The organism is Flavobacterium sp. (assembly GCF_043722275.1).
Classification (GTDB): domain Bacteria; phylum Bacteroidota; class Bacteroidia; order Flavobacteriales; family Flavobacteriaceae; genus Flavobacterium.
In genome coordinates this window covers 1-16,013 of record NZ_JAYSPC010000064.1, presented here as the reverse complement: position 1 = coordinate 16,013, position 16,013 = coordinate 1, and the positions used below count along the sequence as shown (strand labels likewise).

Sequence of the window (16,013 nt, the reverse complement as noted above, 5' to 3'; positions counted from 1 at the left end):
ATTGACGTTTACATATTAACGTTTACAATATCGTAGAGGCGCACAGCAGTGCGTCTTTGCAACGATAAACCGACAGGTTTTTTAAACCTGTTGGGTTTGTAAGACGTGATGTTGAATCGAAAATTTCTCTTTGACGTAGATATTAAACCCGACAGGTTTTAAAACCTGTCGGGTTTGCTACACGGGCAAAGATGCCGAGATGTTAGACGCACTGCTGTGCGCCTCTACGGAAAATTGGGGACGGAAAATTGGAACCAAAAACTAGAAAGAAAATTAAAAAACGAAAAACAGATTTTAAAAATATATAAACGAGATTTTTCTTGTTATCGTAATTTGCGTGAGGGATTGAGGCGATATCCTTTTGTGAAGTGGAACGAAACAAAAGATAAAGCCGAAAGCCCGACCCGAAGGGACACGCCCAAAAAACAAAACTATGTCACAAAACAAAAATGCCTTAATTAGGTACAAAACTATTGATAAATGTTTGCAGAATAGATATCGGCAATGGACTTTGGAGGATTTGATCGAATGTTGTTCTGAAGCTTTGTTTGAATATGAGGGTCGGGAGAATTCGATTAGCAAACGGACGATTCAGATGGATATTCAGTTGATGCGAAGTGAAAAACTGGGTTATAATGCGCCAATTGTTGTCTATGATAAAAAGTATTATAAATATGACGACGATGAATTTACGATAACGGATATTCCGCTGACAGAAACGGATATGAATGTTTTGACGGAAACGGTTTCGATGTTAAAACAGTTTAAGGATTTCTCTTTGTTTAGTGATGTATCGGATATTTTGCAGCGATTGGAGGATAAAATCTATGCCGAAAAATCGCATACAAAACCTGTTATTTATTTGGAGAAAAATGAAGAATTGAAAGGTTTGCATTATCTGGATGAAGTATATCAGGCGATTATCAAGAAGATTGTTTTGGTGATTAGTTACAAATCTTTTAAATCGATTGAGGAAACTAAATTTCATTTTCATCCATTTATCCTGAAGGAATTTAATAACAGATGGTTTTTGATTGGGAAGAAAAAAGACTCTGCTCCTATTACAAATTTGGCTTTGGATAGAATTATTGGGATCGATTATGATTTTAATATGCCTTATTTAGAGGAAGATTTTGATGCCGATTTGTTTTATCAAAATGTGATTGGGGTTACGGTGAACTCGGGTTTGGCGCCAAGAAGAATTGAACTTTGGATTGACTCGACAAATGCGCCGTATGTTTTGACAAAACCTTTGCATCATTCGCAACGGGTGATTACAGAAAATGAGGACAAAAGTATTATTGTTCATTTGTTTATTTCTCCTAATTATGAAATGGAACGTATTTTACTGGGTTTTGGTGACGGAATCGAGATTCTGAGACCTGAAAACTTACGCAATCGTATGAAAAAGATTCTTAAACAGGCAATTTTGAGATATGAACCTGAAGGCATTCCTGAAGTAAAAGCATGATTTTTTACATATTGCAGAATAAAATCTTAATTTAAAACCATAAAACAATTTTTACAGCATTTATTTTGTTAAAACTTCAAAAAAGAATAGTATATTTCAATTAAAATTAAACCATAAACCGCTCTGAATCAGAGATATTTTTTAAATAACCAAAAAATTATCATAAAATCATATGCATGCATAGTATTTTTTGATTATATTTGAAATCGATATAGTTACATATGAAAGAGAAAACAATAGATTATATTTTGCGAGCAACATGGCAAGCTGTATCAAGAATGTACAACGAAGAAGCGGCTAAATACGATGCTACAATGGCTACAGGATTTGCTCTTTTAAGTATTGACAAGGAAGATGGAACTCCGTCGACAGCTTTGGGTCCGAGAATGGGGATGGAAGCCACAAGCTTGACAAGAACTTTAAAATCGATGGAAGACAAAGGTTTGATTGTTCGCAAAAAAAATCCAACTGATGGTCGTGGTGTGTTAATTTACCTGACGGAATTTGGAAAAGAAAAAAGAGATTTATCAAAAAATACAGTTCTGAAATTTAATGAAACGATTAGAAAACATGTTTCGGATGAAAAACTGAAACATTTTATCGAAGTTTCTGAAATTATAAATGAATTGATTCAGGACAAAAACATATTTAATCAAACAGAAAAATTAGAAAACGAATAACCTATTATATACAGGTTTATCTCACATTCAAATAAAAAACAAAATATTAACTCTATGAAACGCACAATTAAAAAAGTTGCTGTAATTGGATCCGGAATTATGGGTTCAGGAATAGCTTGCCATTTTGCCAATATTGGTGTTGAAGTTTTACTGCTTGACATCGTACCACGCGAGTTGACAGAAGCTGAAACTAAAAAAGGATTAACACTTGAAAGTAAAGTAGTTCGCAACCGTGTGGTAAACGAACATTTGGCGAATTCATTAAAATCGAAACCGTCTCCTATTTACAGTCAGAAATTTGCAAGCCGAATCACAACTGGGAATACGACTGATGATATGGCAAAAATTGCCAATGTTGATTGGATTATTGAAGTTGTTGTAGAGCGTTTGGATATCAAAAAACTAGTATTTGAACAAATCGAAAAATTCCGTAAACCGGGAACTTTGGTTACTTCAAACACTTCTGGTATTCCTATTCATTTTATGAGCGAAGGAAGAAGCGAGGATTTTCAACAACACTTCTGCGGAACTCACTTTTTTAACCCTGCGCGTTACTTAAAGTTATTTGAAATTATTCCTGGTCCAAAAACTTCTACTGAAGTATTGGATTTCTTAAACGAATACGGTTCTAAATTCTTAGGAAAAACATCTGTTGTTGCTAAAGATACTCCGGCGTTTATTGGAAACAGAATTGGTATTTACGGAATCCAAAGTTTATTTCATTTAGTTAAAGAAATGGGATTAACGATTGAGGAAGTTGATAAATTGACAGGTCCGGTAATTGGCCGTCCAAAATCAGCCACTTTCCGTACGGTTGATGTTGTTGGTTTAGATACTTTGGTACACGTTGCCAATGGTATTTATGAAAACTGCCCGACTGACGAACAACACGAATTGTTTAAACTTCCTGATTTCATCACAAAAATGATGGAGAATAATTGGTTAGGAAGCAAAACTGGACAAGGTTTCTACAAAAAAGTAGACAAGGATATTCTTACGCTTGACTTAGATACACTTGAATATCGTGCTGCTAAAAAAGCAAATTTTGCTACGCTTGAACTAACAAAAACTATCGATAAACCTATCAATCGTTTTAAAGTTTTAGTGAAAGGAAAGGACAAAGCGGGAGAATTCTACCGTAAGAGTTTCGCCGGAATGTTTGCTTATGTGTCCAACAGAATTCCTGAAATCTCAGACGAATTATATAAAATTGATGATGCAATGAAAGCCGGTTTTGGATGGGAAAATGGTCCTTTCGAAATTTGGGATGCCATAGGTGTTGCTAACGGAATCGAAATCATGAAAGCAGAAGGTTTAGAGCCTGCTGCATGGGTGAACGAAATGTTAGCTTCAGGAAGCGAAAGTTTCTACTCTATAAAAGAAGGTGCTACTTATTTCTACAACATTCCAACAAAATCACAAACTAAAGTTCCTGGACAAGATTCATTCATTATCCTGAACAACATTCGCGAAAGCAAAAAAGTTTGGAGTAATAGCGGAGCAATTATACAAGATTTAGGTGATGGAATTTTGAACTTAGAATTCCAATCAAAAATGAATACAATTGGTGGCGACGTTCTTGCGGCTATCAATAAAGCAATCGACTTATCTGAAAAAGAATATCAAGGTTTAGTTATTGGAAACCAGGCAGCGAATTTCTCTGTTGGGGCTAATATCGGAATGATTTTCATGATGGCAGTTGAACAGGAATATGACGAATTGAACATGGCTATCAAAATGTTTCAGGACACGATGATGCGCGTTCGTTATTCTGGAATTCCAGTTGTGGTTGCGCCGCACGGAATGACTTTTGGTGGTGGATGCGAAATGAGTTTACACGCTGATAAAGTGGTTGCTGCTGCTGAAACTTACATGGGATTAGTTGAATTTGGTGTTGGTGTACTTCCTGGTGGTGGTGGATCTAAAGAAATGGCTTTAAGAGCTTCTGATTTATTCCATAAAAATGATGTGGAATTGAACGTTCTTCAAGAATATTTCTTAACCATTGCTATGGCTAAAGTATCGACTTCGGCTTACGAAGCTTTTGATAATGGACTTTTACAACATGGTAAAGATATTGTAGTTGTAAACAAAGATCGCCAGATTGCCGAAGCTAAAAAACATGCTTTGTTAATGGCTGAAGCTGGTTATACGCAACCTATCAGAAGAACCGATGTGAAAGTATTAGGTAAACAAGCTCTTGGAATGTTCTTAGTCGGAACTGACCAAATGGAAGCTGGAAAATACATCTCTGAGCACGATAAAAAAATCGCTAACAAACTGGCTTACGTTATGGCTGGTGGTGATTTATCTGAAGCAACTTTAGTATCTGAACAATATTTATTAGATATCGAACGTGAAGCTTTCCTGAGTTTATGTACAGAACGTAAGACTTTAGAGAGAATCCAATATATGTTAACTAAAGGAAAACCGCTTCGTAATTAGAGAATAGAATGAAGAAGTGAAAAGAAGAAAGAGACAAGAAGCAAGATTTCAAAATTAAGTTTGTCTTGTTTCTTGCCTCTTGCCTCTCCTCGATCTTCTAATAAATCTTAAAAAAACAAAAACAAATGAAAACAGCATATATAGTAAAAGCTTACCGTACAGCGGTAGGAAAAGCACCAAAAGGGGTTTTTAGATTTAAAAGACCTGATGAATTAGCTGCAGAAACCATTCAGTTTATGATGGCTGAATTGCCTGATTTTGACAAAAAACGTATCGATGACGTTATGGTAGGAAATGCCATGCCGGAAGCAGAACAAGGACTAAATGTTGGACGTTTAATCTCCTTAATGGGGTTAAAAGTGGAAGATGTTCCCGGAGTTACCGTAAACCGTTATTGCGCATCCGGACTTGAAACTATCGGAATGGCAACTGCTAAAATCCAATCAGGAATGGCAGATTGTATCATTGCTGGTGGAGCCGAAAGTATGAGTTTTATTCCGATGGGAGGTTACAAACCAACTCCGGATTATAAAGTTGCCGCTGCAGGTCATGAAGATTATTACTGGGGAATGGGTTTAACTGCTGAAGCGGTTGCCAATCAATATAAAATATCCAGAGAAGATCAGGATGAGTTTGCTTATAACTCTCACATGAAAGCTTTGAAAGCGCAAGCTGAAGGTAAATTTGACAAACAAATCGTTCCTATTACTGTTGAGCAAACTTTCGTTAATGAAAATGGTAAAAAAGAAACTAAATCATACGTTGTAAAACAAGATGAAGGTCCAAGAGCCGGAACTTCTGTTGCTGCATTATCTGGATTAAGACCGGTTTTTGCTGCTGACGGAAGCGTTACTGCCGGTAACTCGTCTCAAATGAGTGATGGTGCTGCTTTTGTTTTAATCATGAGCGAGGATATGGTGAAAGAATTAAACCTTGAGCCAATTGCAAGATTGGTGAACTTTGCTTCTTCTGGTGTTGAGCCAAGAATCATGGGTATTGGTCCTGTAAAAGCAATTCCGAAAGCATTGAAGCAAGCTGGTTTAGAATTGAAAGATATTGATTTAGTGGAACTAAACGAGGCTTTTGCTTCTCAGTCTTTGGCTGTAATTCGCGAATTAGGTTTAAATCCTGATATCGTAAACGTAAACGGTGGAGCAATCGCTTTAGGTCACCCTCTGGGATGTACTGGTGCTAAACTTTCTGTTCAGTTGTTCGACGAAATGAAACGCAGAGGCAGCAAATACGGAATCGTAAGTATGTGCGTGGGAACTGGTCAAGGTTCTGCGGGGATTTACGAGGTTTTATAGATAAAGTATTCGTCTTGTTTGTCATTTCGATGAAGGAGAAATCACACTAGTAATTCGACAAAGTCCACGTTTAGTTTGTCATTCCGAGGAACGAGGAATCTCCGCGACAATTATCCCCATAGTTTGTCAATCGTTGCGGAGTTACTTGCGGAGATTTCTCCTTCGTCGAAATGACAAGATTGTGGAATATTAGCATAAATAGAAAACAAAATAATTGAATTTCAAAAGATGACCACAGGCTTCATCAATAAGTTAGACAACAATCTTTCTTCTTGACTCTTGCATCTTAATTTAAAACATACAAAAAACAAAAGCAATGGCAGATACAATCGAAAAAAACGTAACCCGTGGTGGTCAGTTTTTAGTTAAAGAAACAAAGTGCGAAGACATCTTTACACCAGAAGATTTTTCGGAAGAGCAATTAATGATGCGTGACTCTGTTAAGGAGTTTGTTGACAAAGAAATTTGGCCTAACAAAAATCGTTTTGAGAAAAAAGATTACGCATTTACTGAGGAAAGTATGCGTAAAGCTGGTGAACTAGGACTTTTAGGAGTTGCAGTTCCTGAGGAATACGGCGGATTAGGAATGGGATTTGTATCTACAATGTTAGTTTGTGATTACATTTCTGGTGCTACAGGATCTTTTTCTACTGCTTTTGGTGCTCATACAGGAATTGGAACTATGCCAATTACTCTATATGGTACAGAAGAACAAAAGAAAAAATACGTTCCTAAATTAGCTACAGGCGAATGGTTTGGATCTTATTGTTTGACTGAGCCAGGCGCAGGATCTGATGCTAACTCTGGAAAAACGAAAGCTGTTTTATCTGAAGATGGAAAATACTACTCTATTACAGGACAAAAAATGTGGATTTCGAATGCAGGTTTCTGTAGCGTTTTCATCGTTTTTGCCCGTATTGGTGATGATAAAAATATAACTGGTTTCATCGTAGAAAATACTGCTGATAACGGAATTTCTATGAATGAAGAAGAGCATAAATTAGGAATCCGTGCTTCATCTACGCGTCAGGTTTTCTTCAATGATACGAAAGTTCCTGTTGAAAACATGTTGTCTGAAAGAGGAAACGGTTTCAAAATTGCAATGAATGCATTAAATGTTGGTCGTATTAAATTAGCTGCTGCTTGTCTTGATGCTCAAAGAAGAGTAACTTCAGGAGCTGTAAAATATGCTAACGAAAGAATCCAGTTCAACACACCAATTTCAAGCTTTGGGGCTATTCGTTCTAAATTAGCTGAAATGGCAACTAATGCTTATGCTGGAGAAAGTGCTTCTTACAGAGCTGCAAAAGATATCGAAGATAGAATTATCGCTCGTGAAGCTGAAGGAACTAGTCATCAGGAAGCTGAATTAAAAGGTGTTGAAGAATATGCAATCGAATGTTCTATCCTTAAAGTAGCTGTTTCTGAAGATGTTCAGAATTGTGCTGACGAAGGTATTCAAGTTTTTGGTGGAATGGGATTCTCTGAAGATACTCCAATGGAAAGTGCCTGGAGAGATGCTCGTATCGCTAGAATTTACGAAGGAACAAACGAAATTAACAGAATGCTTTCTGTTGGTATGTTGATCAAAAAGGCTATGAAAGGTCATATTGATTTACTTGGACCGGCTATGAAAGTTTCTGAAGAATTAATGGGAATTCCATCTTTTGATACGCCTGATTTCTCTGAATTATTTGCAGAAGAAAAAGGAATCGTTGCTAATCTGAAAAAAGTGTTTTTAATGGTTGCAGGAAGTGCAGTTCAAAAATACGGACCGGATTTAGATGCTCACCAACAGTTATTAATGGCTGCTTCTGATATCTTAATCGAAATTTATATGGCTGAAAGTACAATCCTTAGAACTGAAAAATTAGCCAAAAATAAAGGTGAAGATAAAGTTCAGGAGCAAATTGCTATGGCAAAATTATACTTGTACAAAGCTGTGGATATTGTAACACAAAAAGGAAAAGAAGGAATTGTTTCTTTTGCTGAAGGTGACGAACAACGTATGATGTTAATGGGATTACGTCGTTTTACAAAATACACAAACATGCCAAATGTTGTGGCTTTAAGAGAAACGATTACCAACAAATTAGTTGCAGAAAACGACTACTGCTTCTAATATAAAAATAGTTTTTAGCTTTTAATTTGTTTAAACCCGCACTCCTCCGAAACAGTGCGGGTTTATTTTTTTTGTTTTTTTACCATATTGCTGTGCGCCTCTACATTGCGCAATGACAATACATTTCACAAATCTTTATTAAAATTGCATTTCTGTTACACAATTGGTGATGAATTTTCTAATGTAATGTTTTATATTTAGCATTCTAAAAAACGCTAAAAAACATAAAATGAAACAAATTAACCTGATTGCCTTGCTTTTACTGTGCTGCTTTACCTCAACTGTTTTTGCACAGAAAAGTAAAAAACTGGACATTATTGCTTATTATACGGGCGATGATAAAATAATTAACGAATACGAAGTAAAAAAACTGGATCAAATTATCTTTAGTTTCTGTCATTTAAAAGATGGGAAATTAAGCGTTGATTCTGCTAAAGATTCTACTACAATTAAACATTTGGTATCTCTAAAAGCTTCAAATCCGCAACTTAAAATTGTACTTTCGCTTGGTGGTTGGGGAGGTTGCGAGCCTTGTTCTGCTGCTTTTTCTACTCCTGAAGGAAGATTGACTTTTGCAAAATCAGTAAAAGAAGTAAGTAACTATTTTAAAGTTGATGGTTTAGATTTAGATTGGGAATATCCGGCAATTGAGGGATTGCCCGGGCATTTATTTCAAGCGGCTGACAAACCTAATTTTACAGAATTAATCAAGATTTTACGTTCAACTCTAGGTAAAAAATACGAATTGAGTTTTGCTGCCGGAGGATTTCAAAAATATCTGGATGAATCTATCGACTGGAAAACTGTCGCGCCATTAGTAAACCGAATCAACATTATGAGTTATGATTTAGTAAATGGATATTCTAAAGTTACGGGACATCATACGCCATTGTACAGCACAAATGCAAAAGAAGAATCTACAGATAAAGCGGTTACTTATTTATTAAAACAAGGAGTTCCTGCCGAAAAATTAATTATTGGAGGTGCATTTTATTCCAGAACATGGAAAAATGTTGAAAATATAAACAATGGTCTTTACCAAACCGGAGAACATATCGAGGGTGTAAATTTCAAAAACTTTGCTACAACTTATACAGAAGCAAATGGCTGGAAATATTTTTGGGATGATAAAGCTAAAGCGCCTTATTGGTACAATGAAAAATCTAAAACGTTTGCAACATCAGACGATCTTAAATCTATCAAAGCTAAAACAGAATATGTGAAAGCTAAAAAATTAGGCGGAATCATGTTTTGGGAACTTACATTAGACAGTCCGCGTGACGGAATGGTAAATGCTATTTATGAAGTTAAAACAGCTAAATAAATAAGTTTTACAACAAATAAAAAGCGGCAGTTATATAATTTATAACTGCCGCTTTTTCTATTTATTACTTTAGAAATTTACTGAATTTTCGATTTATCTAATTCTCCAATAAAAGGAATCGATTCTAAAATCTCTGCTCTTATTATGGTTTGCAAGTATATTTCTAACTGAATAAATTTTGCAGCATTTATTGCTCCGACTGCTTTTTTTGCTTTTGAATATGTTTTACAATATAATTTTTCATATCCTAAATGATTTTTCAAAGTTCCTTTTGCCAGCTCGTCTGCTTTTTCATCTGTAAGCGTGGCATAATTTGTAGCATAATCATTGATTAGCTGAAATTTTGATTGTCCAAGAGCTTTACGTGCTGTTTCATAATCATCGTAAACTTTTGTAAAACCAACAGATTGTGTATCTGATAAATTCATGTACTGTTTTACAAGATCACTTTTTGATTTACCATAAACACTTTGCAAAACATCTACATCTTCCTTAAACGAAGATTGGGCATAAGACGACAAAGAAGCAATAACCAGAATAAGAATAAGACTAATTTTTTTCATAGTATTAAATTTTAATTTGTTTCTAAAAAAATCAATAGGCTATCAAATATACTGATTTTTAACAAGTTAATACATAGTTATTTTTTAGCTTCAGTACTTTTTGGTGCTCTGATTTCTCCATCATATGAAATTGATGCTCTATTATTACTATTGATAGAAAGTGTCGCTCCTCCGTCATAAAAAATAGAGAACATCAAATTATAAACATCATCCTTGCCTTTAACCGTGGCCTTCACACTATAACTTTTCTTCTTTTTTTCGATCTTTATATTTTCGGGAATACCTTCAAATTTCATTCCGCCATCTCCTCCATATGGTACACTAAAAGCTCTGCCGAAGAATGGTAAATCACCGGTCGTTTTTTCAGTATCAAATTTTAAAAAATAAGTATTATAATCTAAAATGATCATTCTGCCTCCTTGTGGAGTTACTTTTTGTGCTTCAAAATCAAATTTCTTCGAATTTATTAATGCTTCAGTTTCTTTTTGTTTCTGTGAATCTCTTTCGGCTTTTAGCTCTTTTTTAGTTTTTTCCTGTGCAAAAACGGGAGAAATTAAAAAGCTTAGTAACACTAATAAAATGGATAATTTAGTTTTCATAAAATATGTATTTAGAAGTTTAATATTCGTTACCGTTTTTTAGTAAATATTATTATGCCCAATGTCTCCTGAATTTGAAACATACTAAATTACATAATAATTCCTGATGCTTTCTTAATGTTACACTAAAATTACTAATGATAGTTTTAGATATTTTTAACTTTTGGCGGTAATGAATGTCGGAATTTTATGTTAAATTTACTTAATGTTTAACTTAAAAGCCTTTTATATGAAAAAATTAATCGTTTCGTTCGCTATAATTACAGCCTTAATTATTGGCTGTAAGACCAATACAAAATCAAATGACGCAAAAACTATTACTGTTGCCCTAGAGCCAAAAAGTAATAGTACGGTTACCGGAACAGCTACTTTTACAGAGAAAAACGGAAAAGTAACTTTTATTGCAAAAATGACCGGATTAACTCCGGGAGTTCATGCGATCCATATTCACGAAAAAGCAGATTGTAGTGCTGCCGACGGAAGTTCAGCTGGCGGACACTGGAATCCAACTTTTAAAAAGCATGGAAAATGGGGCGTTGCAGAATATCATAAGGGTGATATTGGGAACTTTACCGCTGATGCTAAAGGTAACGGATCTATCACTTTAACTACTGACGAATGGTGTATAGGTTGTGGAGACACAAACAAAGATATTTTAGGAAAAGGTTTAATTGTACATCAGGGAACTGATGATTTTACAACTCAGCCTACCGGAAATGCTGGCGGAAGAGCTGCTTGTGCCGGAATCATCAAATAAAAATATGATAACCGCTGGATTTTCACAAAATCTAGCGGTTATTTCATTTAAAATCTATCCTAAAACAAGAAAAAGATATAGCTTTGCAGCTATAAATTAAAGTTAATGATTAACCCATCGGCATCAGGTTGGATAGACAAGTTTTTTAGTGAACAAAAGTTTTTAGAGGCTATTCCTTTTGAAACTACTGAATCGTTTTACTATAAAGTCAGAGAAACTGGTTTTATCTATGGGCATATCATAGCTATTGATTCTCAAAAACCTGTACTTATAAAAGGCTGGTTTAAAACCGAAATTTCTAAAGTCGCTTTATTAAATACATTATATGGTGTGTTTTGCTTAGAAAAAAGAAGTTCTGAGCCCAATAATTTTATAGCAGAAGTTTTAAAATTTTATAATGAAATGAATCCGGAAGGGTTTAATTTGTTCAAAATTTTATTACCAAAAGATACTCCTTCCCACTCTTTAGAAAATATAATAGATCAACGCGTTCAAACGAATGACAGCATTATCAGTAAAAACTTTTCGCATTTAGTAACGAATGCGCTTTTGTTTATTGATGTTTTAGCATTTAGACAATATTTGGAAAAAGGATCAATTCCTGAAAAATATTTAAAACGTATTGAAGAAACTGTTTTGGGTATTGTGGGATTGGCTTTAAAAACCAAAACCGTCAAATCGCAGCATGATGATTTATTGATTAAGCTTTTTGAAGCTTCTATTAGATATTCTAAATTTTCAAAAGTTACTGTTGATACTTTAGAAACTTTACCCTTGGGATATTTCAGTAATAAACTTGAATATTATTACTTAATCGATATGGCCGGAATGGCTTTGTGGAGCGATGGTATTGTAGAAAATGAAGAAGCTTACTTTTTATATTCCTTAGGATCAATGATGGGCATTCCTGATGATTTTGTAACCAAAAGCATTGATACCACAAATGATTTTATTACGACACATAAAAAGAAGATTCCGTATTTTAATTACTCAAATCCGGTAAAACATTTTTATGATCAAATGACGCACAGCGTTGTAAAACTGATTATAAGAAATAAAAACAGATTAGTTAAGGAAATCATCCAAAGCAAGGAATTAATGGTTTTATTAGCTTATTCTACAACCAGAGATCTGGATGCAAAGGAAAAGAAAAAAGTAAAAAAACAGCTTTTAGATATTTGCAAAACGATTCCGTCACTGACTATATTTTTACTTCCCGGCGGAAGTTTATTATTGCCTATTTTAATCAAGTTTATTCCAACTATGCTTCCATCGGCATTTAATGAAAATCTGGACGAAAACGAATAAAAAAAATCGCCCTTTTGAGGCGATTTTTAATTTATTATTATAGATTACTTAATTGATAAACATCATCAAGTTCATCATTAGAAGCAATATTCACATTTAAATCTGTTACAAAACCAGAATTTAATCCGTAAACCCAACCGTGAAGCATTAATTCCTGACCGTTTTTCCAAGCTCCCTGAACGATAGAAGTTTTTGCTAAATTATAAACTTGCTCTTTAGCATTGATTTCTACAAAAGCATTAAAACGTTCTGTTTCATCTTCAATCGAATTCAAATATTTATCATGCAAACGGTATTCATCTTTAATATGACGAATCCAGTTGTCAATAATTCCAACAGACATATTTCCCATTGCTGCTTTTACACCACCGCAGCCATAATGTCCGCAAACAATAACGTGTTTTACTTTTAAAACATTTACAGCATAATCCAATACACTTAACATATTCATATCAGAATGTACGACCATATTGGCAATATTACGGTGTACAAAAACCTCTCCGGGTTTAGCACCAATAATTTCATTTGCAGGAACACGACTGTCAGAACATCCAATCCATAATAATGGCGGCGTTTGTCCTTTTGCCAAATCTGCAAAATAATTAGGATCTAATGCTAATGATTTTTCAACCCATTCTTTATTGTTTTCTAATAACTGATTATAAAACTCTTTCATTTTTTTTGTTTTTTGAATGGTACTTTTACATGTTTAAACATATCAAAAATAACTTTACTGTAAAGTTATCTAATTTTCATACTTCTCACAATGCAGAAATACCTTTAATTAATTTAATTTGTTTAAAAATTTTCTTTTACCGTTTCTTTTTTAATCAATGCTCTTTTTGCAACATCATAATAATGTTCTATAGTAACGTGATTGTTAACTTCCGGTGAATTTTCAAGCTCATAAGCTTCTTTAAATCCTTTTAGTTTTACTTTGATATTTTCATCAATAGCGCGTGTTTCCTTAAATTCACGAATTAAGTCTAAAACGTCATGAGCAATATATTCCGTATCATGAGCATTTATAACGACTTTAGAATTTTGAGGAATTTCGCTCAATGTCAATTTAATAGCCGCTTTGTTTAAAAATGAAACTTCCTGAGCTAAATCAATATGGATAACATCTCCATCTTCGTATTCTTCTTTTTTGAAACTGTAGGCTCTTTTCAGGTTTCCTCTTAGAACAAAAATGATACTAATGATGATTCCTAAAGCAACACCTTTAAGTAAATCTGTTGCTACAACAAATACTAAGGTTGCAACAAACGGTATGAATTGGTATTTTCCTTTCTCCCAAAAATGTTTGAAAGTAGCCGGTTTAGCTAATTTATATCCTACTAAGATTAAAACAGTTGCTAATGTTGCTAACGGAATTTTATTTAAAATTGCCGGAATTGATAAAACGCTTATCAGCAAAAGTACACCGTGAATAATAGCTGACATTTTAGATTTTGCACCTGCATTATTATTAGCAGATGATCTCACCACAACAGATGTCATTGGTAAACCTCCTAAAAGTGAACTTAAAATATTACCAATACCTTGCGCTCTAAGCTCCACATTTGTATTTGTATAACGTTTTTGAACATCCATTCTATCCGCAGCTTCAATACAAAGCAGCGTTTCGATAGAAGCTACAATAGCAATTGTAATAGCAACTACCCAAACTTGTGGATTTGTAACCGCAGCAAAATTTGGTGTAATCAGAATCGATTTAAATTCATCAAAAGATTCTGGAACTGGCAACGAAACCAAATGTTCTTTTGCAATCGCCAATGAGCTTCCTGAAGAAACAAACAATTGGTTTAAAACTACTCCGGCAATAACTGCAACAAGCGCACCCGGAACTAATTTTAATTTCTTTAAAAAGGGAACTTTTTCCCAGGAAATCAATATTATAAGTGAAGCGAGCGAAATTACTACTGCTCCTAAATGAATGTGATTTAATACATCAGATAAAAACGAAAAGGAATTGCTTCCGTCATTCTGGACAAAAGCCTGATCTCCTTCAAAATCAGCATCGTAACCAAAAGCGTGAGGTAATTGTTTCAAGATAATAATGATCCCGATACCGGCTAACATCCCTTCGATAACATTTGTTGGAAAATAATTTGATATACTTCCTGCTTTTAAAAATCCTAATGCTAATTGAATTAATCCAGCAATAAAAACAGACATTAAAAACACATCAAATGCACCAAAATCAGTAATGGCGGTTAAAATAATAGCGGTTAATCCAGCTGCTGGTCCAGATACACTAATATGCGACTGGCTTAAATAACCTACCACAATACCACCAATAACACCTGCGATAATACCAGAAAATAGAGGTGCTCCGGAAGCCATTGCAATACCTAAACACAACGGAAGAGCCACCAAAAAAACCACTAAACCTGAAGCAAAATCAGATTTAAGGTTGGCAAAAAGATTGATTTTTTTTGTCATAATACAATACTAAAAAAATTATTCATTAAAGATTTACCACATTTAATCAAAAATGCAGTTTATTCAAAATAATCGGAAGTATTATACTAAATTGGGAGGTGGAGCAAAAATGCTCGGAGAAATATTATCTAATTTTACGATGTTTTCAGAAACAATCGTTTTCTTTTGAATATAAACCGGTAATAAAACCTCATGCTCTAATATTGTAGCATGAACCACAGATTTAAGTTCTTTATGAACTTCTTCTTCTGCGTAATTAAAAGACATAGCAGTATTGCTTCCTTTCTTTATCACCTGAACAATTGTTGGGGTAGATAAAAAAGCAACAAATATGAATAATAATATGCGAGCGATTAATTTCATTGGAGCAAAAATAGTGTTAAAGAAATAAAATCAAAGCGTGAGAGCAAAAATTTTTTACAAATTTAACAAACATAAAAAAACAGAATGCCGGCGAACCAACATTCTGTTTGTATTTCATTTAAAAACAATTGGTTACAATTCTTCTTCTAACCAGGCGTTCATCATCCAGATGGTTTTTTCCTGCTCTGCAATGAAGTCACTCATCATAGAATTTGTTCCTTCATCGTTAATTTCATCAGATTGTTTTAAAATTCCTCTTTCTATTTTCAATAAATCAGATAAAGAATGCACAATTAAATGAACCGCTTTTTCATCATTTGAGATATTTTTTCCAACAGTTAATTTGTTGTTTGCAATGTAATCTTCAAAAGTATGTAATGGAGTTCCTCCTATTGTTAAAACTCTTTCGGCAATCATATCAATTTTTAATTGAGAATCTGTATATAATTCTTCAAATTTCACATGTAAATCAAAGAAACGTTTACCACGAATATTCCAATGAATTCCTCTTAAATTTTGATAATACACTTGAAAATTTGATAACAAAATGTTTAATTCATTGCCAATCAATTCTGATTCCTTCACGGGTAATCCTAAGATATTAGTTTTCATAGTTTTGTATTTCA

Annotated in this window: 14 protein-coding genes; 8 read left to right on the top strand and 6 right to left on the bottom strand. The window is 34.0% G+C overall.

Going from position 1 to position 16,013, the window contains the following annotated elements; translation table 11 throughout:
- Positions 1-433 precede the first annotated feature (433 nt).
- The 6 genes from ACHZDT_RS09225 (at position 434) to ACHZDT_RS09200 (ending at position 9,349) form a co-directional block, all read left to right on the top strand.
- A complete protein-coding gene (locus ACHZDT_RS09225) occupies positions 434-1,471 on the top strand; it encodes a helix-turn-helix transcriptional regulator (protein ID WP_394774336.1) in 1,038 nt (345 codons plus the stop codon).
- A gap of 221 nt (positions 1,472-1,692) precedes the next feature.
- Positions 1,693-2,151 (top strand): MarR family winged helix-turn-helix transcriptional regulator, encoded by a 459-nt coding sequence (locus ACHZDT_RS09220; RefSeq protein ID WP_056252979.1) that lies wholly within the window; start codon positions 1,693-1,695, stop codon positions 2,149-2,151.
- A gap of 54 nt (positions 2,152-2,205) precedes the next feature.
- Positions 2,206-4,596: a 3-hydroxyacyl-CoA dehydrogenase/enoyl-CoA hydratase family protein gene (locus ACHZDT_RS09215; protein ID WP_394774335.1), complete on the top strand. Its 2,391-nt coding sequence runs from the start codon at positions 2,206-2,208 to the stop codon at positions 4,594-4,596.
- 125 nt (positions 4,597-4,721) lie between these two features.
- Positions 4,722-5,903 carry an acetyl-CoA C-acyltransferase gene (locus ACHZDT_RS09210; protein ID WP_394774334.1) on the top strand — a complete coding sequence of 394 codons (1,182 nt, stop codon included), beginning with the start codon at positions 4,722-4,724 and terminating at the stop codon, positions 5,901-5,903.
- Positions 5,904-6,219: 316 nt separating this feature from the next.
- Positions 6,220-8,025 (top strand): acyl-CoA dehydrogenase family protein, encoded by a 1,806-nt coding sequence (locus tag ACHZDT_RS09205; protein WP_394774333.1) that lies wholly within the window; start codon positions 6,220-6,222, stop codon positions 8,023-8,025.
- Between the two features lie 229 nt (positions 8,026-8,254).
- Positions 8,255-9,349, top strand: a complete 1,095-nt coding sequence (locus tag ACHZDT_RS09200; protein ID WP_394774332.1) for a glycoside hydrolase family 18 protein — start codon at positions 8,255-8,257, stop codon at positions 9,347-9,349.
- A 77-nt stretch (positions 9,350-9,426) separates the two neighbouring features.
- On the opposite strand, the gene ACHZDT_RS09195 is transcribed toward ACHZDT_RS09200, so the two are convergent.
- Together ACHZDT_RS09195 and ACHZDT_RS09190 are read right to left on the bottom strand one after the other, a co-directional pair.
- Positions 9,427-9,912, bottom strand: coding sequence for a hypothetical protein (locus tag ACHZDT_RS09195; RefSeq protein WP_394774331.1), 486 nt, complete (start codon positions 9,910-9,912; stop codon positions 9,427-9,429).
- A 77-nt stretch (positions 9,913-9,989) separates the two neighbouring features.
- Positions 9,990-10,511 carry a DUF4251 domain-containing protein gene (locus tag ACHZDT_RS09190; RefSeq protein ID WP_394774330.1) on the bottom strand — a complete coding sequence of 174 codons (522 nt, stop codon included), beginning with the start codon at positions 10,509-10,511 and terminating at the stop codon, positions 9,990-9,992.
- Positions 10,512-10,740: 229 nt separating this feature from the next.
- Between ACHZDT_RS09190 and ACHZDT_RS09185 the strand changes: the two genes are divergently transcribed.
- On the top strand, positions 10,741-11,268 hold the full coding sequence (locus tag ACHZDT_RS09185) for a superoxide dismutase family protein (RefSeq protein ID WP_394774329.1): 528 nt from the start codon (positions 10,741-10,743) through the stop codon (positions 11,266-11,268).
- A gap of 105 nt (positions 11,269-11,373) precedes the next feature.
- Positions 11,374-12,576, top strand: coding sequence for an LETM1-related biofilm-associated protein (locus ACHZDT_RS09180; protein ID WP_394774328.1), 1,203 nt, complete (start codon positions 11,374-11,376; stop codon positions 12,574-12,576).
- A gap of 37 nt (positions 12,577-12,613) precedes the next feature.
- Here ACHZDT_RS09180 and can read toward each other — a convergent pair whose 3' ends face one another.
- From can to ACHZDT_RS09160, 4 genes are all read right to left on the bottom strand, one after another.
- Positions 12,614-13,252, bottom strand: a complete 639-nt coding sequence (can, locus tag ACHZDT_RS09175; protein WP_394774327.1) for a carbonate dehydratase — start codon at positions 13,250-13,252, stop codon at positions 12,614-12,616.
- Between the two features lie 122 nt (positions 13,253-13,374).
- On the bottom strand, positions 13,375-15,024 hold the full coding sequence (locus ACHZDT_RS09170; RefSeq protein WP_394774326.1) for a SulP family inorganic anion transporter: 1,650 nt from the start codon (positions 15,022-15,024) through the stop codon (positions 13,375-13,377).
- A gap of 81 nt (positions 15,025-15,105) precedes the next feature.
- Positions 15,106-15,387, bottom strand: coding sequence for a hypothetical protein (locus ACHZDT_RS09165; RefSeq protein WP_394774325.1), 282 nt, complete (start codon positions 15,385-15,387; stop codon positions 15,106-15,108).
- Positions 15,388-15,519: 132 nt separating this feature from the next.
- Complete coding sequence (locus ACHZDT_RS09160) at positions 15,520-15,999, bottom strand: Dps family protein (protein ID WP_394774337.1); 480 nt, start codon at positions 15,997-15,999, stop codon at positions 15,520-15,522.
- Positions 16,000-16,013: the final 14 nt, after the last annotated feature.

Coding starts and splice junctions, on each gene's coding strand:
- ACHZDT_RS09160 (WP_394774337.1), bottom strand. CDS start 15,999: ATGAAAACTAATATCTTAGGATTACCCGTGAAGGAATCAGAATTGATT.
- ACHZDT_RS09165 (WP_394774325.1), bottom strand. CDS start 15,387: ATGAAATTAATCGCTCGCATATTATTATTCATATTTGTTGCTTTTTTA.
- ACHZDT_RS09190 (WP_394774330.1), bottom strand. CDS start 10,511: ATGAAAACTAAATTATCCATTTTATTAGTGTTACTAAGCTTTTTAATT.
- ACHZDT_RS09225 (WP_394774336.1), top strand. CDS start 434: ATGTCACAAAACAAAAATGCCTTAATTAGGTACAAAACTATTGATAAA.
- ACHZDT_RS09205 (WP_394774333.1), top strand. CDS start 6,220: ATGGCAGATACAATCGAAAAAAACGTAACCCGTGGTGGTCAGTTTTTA.
- can (WP_394774327.1), bottom strand. CDS start 13,252: ATGAAAGAGTTTTATAATCAGTTATTAGAAAACAATAAAGAATGGGTT.
- ACHZDT_RS09210 (WP_394774334.1), top strand. CDS start 4,722: ATGAAAACAGCATATATAGTAAAAGCTTACCGTACAGCGGTAGGAAAA.
- ACHZDT_RS09185 (WP_394774329.1), top strand. CDS start 10,741: ATGAAAAAATTAATCGTTTCGTTCGCTATAATTACAGCCTTAATTATT.
- ACHZDT_RS09195 (WP_394774331.1), bottom strand. CDS start 9,912: ATGAAAAAAATTAGTCTTATTCTTATTCTGGTTATTGCTTCTTTGTCG.
- ACHZDT_RS09220 (WP_056252979.1), top strand. CDS start 1,693: ATGAAAGAGAAAACAATAGATTATATTTTGCGAGCAACATGGCAAGCT.
- ACHZDT_RS09170 (WP_394774326.1), bottom strand. CDS start 15,024: ATGACAAAAAAAATCAATCTTTTTGCCAACCTTAAATCTGATTTTGCT.
- ACHZDT_RS09215 (WP_394774335.1), top strand. CDS start 2,206: ATGAAACGCACAATTAAAAAAGTTGCTGTAATTGGATCCGGAATTATG.
- ACHZDT_RS09180 (WP_394774328.1), top strand. CDS start 11,374: ATGATTAACCCATCGGCATCAGGTTGGATAGACAAGTTTTTTAGTGAA.
- ACHZDT_RS09200 (WP_394774332.1), top strand. CDS start 8,255: ATGAAACAAATTAACCTGATTGCCTTGCTTTTACTGTGCTGCTTTACC.